General features: G+C 39.6%; 4 protein-coding genes and 2 pseudogenes. All 6 read right to left on the bottom strand.

What is annotated here, in order from left to right; genetic code table 11:
- Positions 1 to 5: 5 nt before the first annotated feature.
- A pseudogene (locus ARSQ2_RS10070) lies at positions 6 to 1,120 on the bottom strand (DEAD/DEAH box helicase); the annotation flags it as partial.
- A 4-nt stretch (positions 1,121 to 1,124) separates the two neighbouring features.
- Positions 1,125 to 1,844, bottom strand: a pseudogene (trmH, locus tag ARSQ2_RS10065) (tRNA (guanosine(18)-2'-O)-methyltransferase TrmH).
- A 3-nt stretch (positions 1,845 to 1,847) separates the two neighbouring features.
- The gene (spoT, locus tag ARSQ2_RS10060) at positions 1,848 to 3,965 is read right to left on the bottom strand and encodes a bifunctional GTP diphosphokinase/guanosine-3',5'-bis pyrophosphate 3'-pyrophosphohydrolase (protein WP_181995216.1); all 2,118 of its coding nucleotides are present in this window, start codon (positions 3,963 to 3,965) and stop codon (positions 1,848 to 1,850) included.
- Positions 3,966 to 3,984: 19 nt separating this feature from the next.
- A complete protein-coding gene (rpoZ, locus tag ARSQ2_RS10055; protein WP_032116050.1) occupies positions 3,985 to 4,260 on the bottom strand; it encodes a DNA-directed RNA polymerase subunit omega in 276 nt (91 codons plus the stop codon).
- A 51-nt stretch (positions 4,261 to 4,311) separates the two neighbouring features.
- On the bottom strand, positions 4,312 to 4,935 hold the full coding sequence (gene gmk / locus ARSQ2_RS10050; RefSeq protein WP_181995215.1) for a guanylate kinase: 624 nt from the start codon (positions 4,933 to 4,935) through the stop codon (positions 4,312 to 4,314).
- Positions 4,936 to 4,960: 25 nt separating this feature from the next.
- The gene (locus ARSQ2_RS10045; RefSeq protein WP_181995214.1) at positions 4,961 to 5,113 is read right to left on the bottom strand and encodes a hypothetical protein; all 153 of its coding nucleotides are present in this window, start codon (positions 5,111 to 5,113) and stop codon (positions 4,961 to 4,963) included.
- Between the last annotated feature and the right edge of the window lie 48 nt (positions 5,114 to 5,161).

Below are 5,161 nucleotides of genomic sequence, written 5' to 3'. Positions count from 1 at the left end.
AGCTATATCATTGCGACTTCGCCCTGTGCAATCGCTTTTTGTTGACTCAGTCTGGATTTTCCTTTCTGTTTTCCTGATAACCAACCTACTTGGATACCAAGTGGTTCTAGCGATTGGCGAAAAGTATTGGCATGCTGTTCTGCTAATAACTCGGTAGGTGCCATGAGTGCTGCTTGTTTACCATGTTCGGATAGCACGAATTGCGGCAAAGAGCGCCACTAATGTTTTACCTGAATCAACATCATCTTGCACTAAACACATCATAGGGCTTTTTTTAGCCAGATCTGCTTCAATTTCACTGACAACTCGTTGTTAGGCTTTGGTTGGAAAATAAGGTAACCGTGCCAGTAATTGATGTTTTAATTTTTCTTCTGCTGGTAATGGCTGGGCGGAAAATTTTTGTGTTTCACTCCGAACCGTTAGCATACTTAGTTGATGGGCTAATAACTCTTCAAATATTAATCTACGTTGCGCCGGATGCTTGCCCTTTTCCAGAAGATCCAGAGGGATATCGGGCGGCGGGCGATGAAGTGTTTGAATAGCCTGTGGTAAACTTATCAATCCTCGATTAAATGGCGTCGGGATGAACTCATTGATCGCACAAGCATAGCGCTTGAGCAATAAGTTTCTGTAAAGTTATCTGACGTATTCCTTCAGTTCTTGGATAAATGGGTATTAATGTATTTTGTAACTCAATATGATCGGCATTAGGTTTTATTTTATATTCGAGATGAATAATTTCTGGTCCTAAATTACCTCGCCGGATTTCACCATAAGCGACGACGTATTTGCCGACTACCAGACTGTTCTTAATAGCGGTAGAAAAGTTAAAAAACCGCAGGGTTAATGTTCCTGAGCCATCATTAATTTGGCTATTCATCATTCGTTTACGTTCAAATGCGATTTTAGTTTGTAATATTTCGCCGCTTACAGTCACAGAGTTAGCCGGTTGAACTTCACTAATCGCATAAGGCTGAATTTGATCTTGATAACGCAAAGGTAGGTGAAAGAGGAGATCTTGGATAGTACGAAATCCCATTTTATTGAGCTTTTCTGTTTGCGTTTCACCAACACCGTTTAATGATGTTAATGGAATAGCATCAAGTAATTTCCCCCTCATGCGGTTAGTTCTCCAGAGTGCGTTTTTTACCTGGTACTTTAGACGATTGCATAGCTGCCCACCATGCATCACTGGCAACAATTTCGCCATGTTCGTTAATTAGTGGTCGGGGAAGTCTTTTATGTTTTGAAACGGCGGCTAATACGGGATAACCGCCCTCAAAAAGCCACGCCTGTTGCTCTTCTTCTGATAGCTGACTAAAAAGGCTGTCATACATATTGGCATTTTGTCTTTGGCGTTGCGCTTCATAAAGAATTAAAGCAGAAGCCAAAGAGACATTTAATGACTGTACCATACCCATCATCGGAATATGAATATTGTGATCAGCCAGTGCGAGAGCTTGTTTGGAAATGCCCGCTCGCTCTTGTCCCAAGATGATACAGGTAGGTTGATTATAATCTATTTGACGAAAATCGATCGCTTGGTTGGTAAGATGAGCGGCTAAGATTTGCATGCCAGCAGCTTTTCAGGTAGAAATTGCATTTTCAATAGAGGCATGAGTCCTTACTTTTAGCCAATGATTACTGCCGGCTGCTGCTGCGGATAAGCTTTTGCTGCTATTTTTACACCAGATTGCATGAATTTATCATATTCTAACCGAATCAACCGTACGGATCACATCAAAGATATTATGTGGTTTATGAACATTTTCAAGACAAACCGTCAGATCAAGTTGGCGCATGGCGATCACTTGACGAATGCGCGCATAACGCTTTAAATTCATAACTTAGTTCCGGTTACGGCTGATGCGTAAGACATCAGGCATGATACGAATTTTTTTCATAATATTAGCTAATTGAATACGATCCTTAGCGGTTAAACGAATAAATGCGCAGTAGACACTCCCGTCTTTCTCTTCGATATTCATACTTTGAATACTAGAATTTGCACTATTAATTGCTGCTGTTAAATTAGCTAATGCCCCTTGGTGATTCATCATATCGACTTTCATTTCAGCAATGAAGTTGTTATTAACGCCCTCATCCCACTCTACTTGCATAAATTTCTCAGGCTCTTTTTGATAGCCTCGAATATTACGGCAAGACTCATAATGTATGACTAAACCTTTACCAGGGCTAATATGAGCAACAATCGGATCACCGGGGATAGGGCGACAACATTTAGCAAAGGTAATTAATACCCCTTCTGCTCCTTTGATTGGTAGTTTACTACCGCTATCACTATTATCTGTGATAACGTTATTTATACTAGCATTACCTAACAAATTATGCGCTACAAGCACACTCATGGTATTGCCAAGGCCAACTTCAGCGAGCAAATCATCAATTGAGTGAAGTTTCATTCTTACTAATTCTTTATTGATATTCTCTTGCGGAATATCGCCCAATTTGTTGCCATTGCCTAAAGCATGGTTGAGTAAGCGGCGGCCTAAACTAATTGAATCTTCTCGTTTAAGGTTTTTAAGTAATTGGCGTATTTTTGCTCTGGCTTTGGAACTAACAACGAAATTCAACCAAGCTGCGTTTGGCCTTGCGCCAGGTGCGGTAATAATTTCTATGGTCTGCCCGGTATTTAACGATTGAGACAAAGGATAAGGTTGCCGATCTACGCGGGCTCCAACACAAGCATGACCTATATCGGTATGAACAGCATAAGCGAAATCAACCGGGGTTGCACCAGTAGGCAATTCGACAATTCTACCTTCGGGGGTAAAAACATAGATTTCGTCAGGAAAAAGATCTGATTTTACACTTTCAATGAATTCAAAAGAATTACCCGCACTTTGTTGAAGTTCTAATAGGCTTTGCATCCAACGTTGTGCTCTAATTTGAGCGGTTGTGCTAGATTCTGCTTGTTCTTTATATGCCCAGTGAGCAGCTACACCCATTTCTGCCATTTGATCCATATCTTCGGTACGAATTTGTACTTCAATAGCTATGCCATGTGGGCCAATCATTGATGTATGTAAAGATTGATAGCCATTTGCTTTTGGGATCGCAATATAATCTTTCACTCGACCTGGCCGAGGATTATATAAACTATGTACCTGCCCAAGAACACGATAACATGTATCAACGTCTTTAACCATAATCCGAAAGGCATAAATATCCATAATTGAGTGGAAGCGTTGCTCTTTCAGGTGCATTTTGCGATATATTGAATAGAGATGTTTTTCTCGACCACATACTCGGCAAGTGATCTTGGCTTTCAATAATCGACCTTCAATTTCTGCCAAGATTTTTTGTATCATCTCTTTTCGGTTACCACGAGCCGCTTTTACAACCTCTTTAATAACTCGATAGCGATTGGCATAGAGAGCTTCAAAGCCTAGTTCTTCCAATTCAGTTTTGAGATGATGAATACCAAGACGATGTGCCAGCGGGCTATAAATTTCTAATGTTTCTCTCGCGATCCGGCGGCGCTTATCAGCACGAAGGGAATCTAAAGTACGCATATTGTGCGTTCGATCGGCGAGTTTGATTAAAATGACACGGATATCTTGCACCATGGCCATAATCATTTTGCGAAAATTTTCTGCTTGAGCTTCTTTTTTGTCACGAAAATTGAGTTTGTCGAGTTTTGATACCCCTTCAACCAGGCCAGCAACGGTTTTACCAAAAAGCTGTTTTATATCCTGAAAAGTTGTCGGGGTATCCTCGATAATGTCGTGTAATAATGCGGCCATTAATGTTTCATGATCTAAACGCATTTCCGCTAAAATGCATGCCACCACGACTGGATGGGTAATATAAGGTTCACCACTTGAACGGGTTTGGCCTTCATGTGCATCCCGGGCGACAAGATAAGCTTGTTTCAGTAACGATATATGCTCTTTTGGCAGATAGTCCTGAACGATTTGATTGAGGCTTTCAAACAGGTACAAGGTAAGCCTACCTTTTCAGTTAACGACGACCTTCAGCAATAGCGGACACTGCTTGCATTTCTGCCGCCTCTTGCTCCTGCTGTTCTTGACGTTCGCGGACATCAAGAATTTGAGCATTAATCAACCCTGATTCTATTTCGCGCAGTGAAATAACAGTGACCTTATCGTTTTCTTCTTTAACTAAAGGATTTTTACCATTAATTTGTAATTGACGCGCACGGCGTGCCGCCACTAAAACCAAGTCGAAACGATTACCAATTTTTTCTACTGCATCTTGAACTGTTACACGTGCCATGATATGACTCCAAAGATAAAGAAATGACCGGATATAATACTGAACCTTTACTCAGTCTGCCAATAATTTATTAATTAAACTATTATGTCGCTGAATCTGACGTTCTAAACCTAGACGCTTAGATCGAATAATAGATTGTAAATCTCCCAATGCAGTATTGAAATCATCATTAACAATAATGTAATCATATTCGTTATAATGTTTTATTTCAGCGACCGCTTTTGCCATCCGCTGGTTAATCGTTTCTTCGCTATCTTGCCCGCGACCACGTAACCGGCGTAATAACTCATTTTTAGAAGGCGGTAAGATAAAAATAGTGCAAGCGAAAGGCATTTTTTGGCGAATTTGCTGTGCGCCTTGCCAATCAATATCTAAAAATACATCGACACCGCTATTAATAATTTCTTCAATAACTGCCCGGGAAGTTCCATAATAATTGCCGAAAACGGAGGCATATTCAAGAAAATCATTATGCTCAATCATTTGCTGAAATTTGCTTTCAGTAATGAAATAGTAATGTTCACCGTTTTTTTCACCAGGGCGTATCGCTCTAGTGGTATGCGAAATAGAAACTTGTGTGTCATATAAAGGCTGAGTTTTTAATAAAGACTGAATAAGACTCGATTTACCTGCACCACTTGGTGCAGACACGATATATAACGTTCCTTGGATCATGATGATTTCTTGATTAATAGGCTAATTAATTAATAAAAATTTTTAAAAAAGTACAAAAGCTCTTTAATAGTATACACATGCAATCAGTAACATACAGCTTTAGTAACATTTTTAATGAAAGATCTGAATTATAGCTAAGCGTCTTAATTTTGATTACAAAATATATGTTTTTCTCCAATATAAATTTACTGATATAGAGTAATTACTTGTAATCATTTTAAAGTCG

It is taken from the genome of Arsenophonus endosymbiont of Bemisia tabaci Q2, from assembly GCF_902713415.1.
Lineage (GTDB): Bacteria > Pseudomonadota > Gammaproteobacteria > Enterobacterales > Enterobacteriaceae > Arsenophonus.
This window is presented reverse-complemented; position numbering and strand designations above follow the sequence as displayed.

Bases quoted from the DNA above. Each gene is read 5' to 3' on its own strand.
- rpoZ (WP_032116050.1), bottom strand. From the start codon at position 4,260: ATGGCACGTGTAACAGTTCAAGATGCAGTAGAAAAAATTGGTAATCGT.
- gmk (WP_181995215.1), bottom strand. From the start codon at position 4,935: ATGATCCAAGGAACGTTATATATCGTGTCTGCACCAAGTGGTGCAGGT.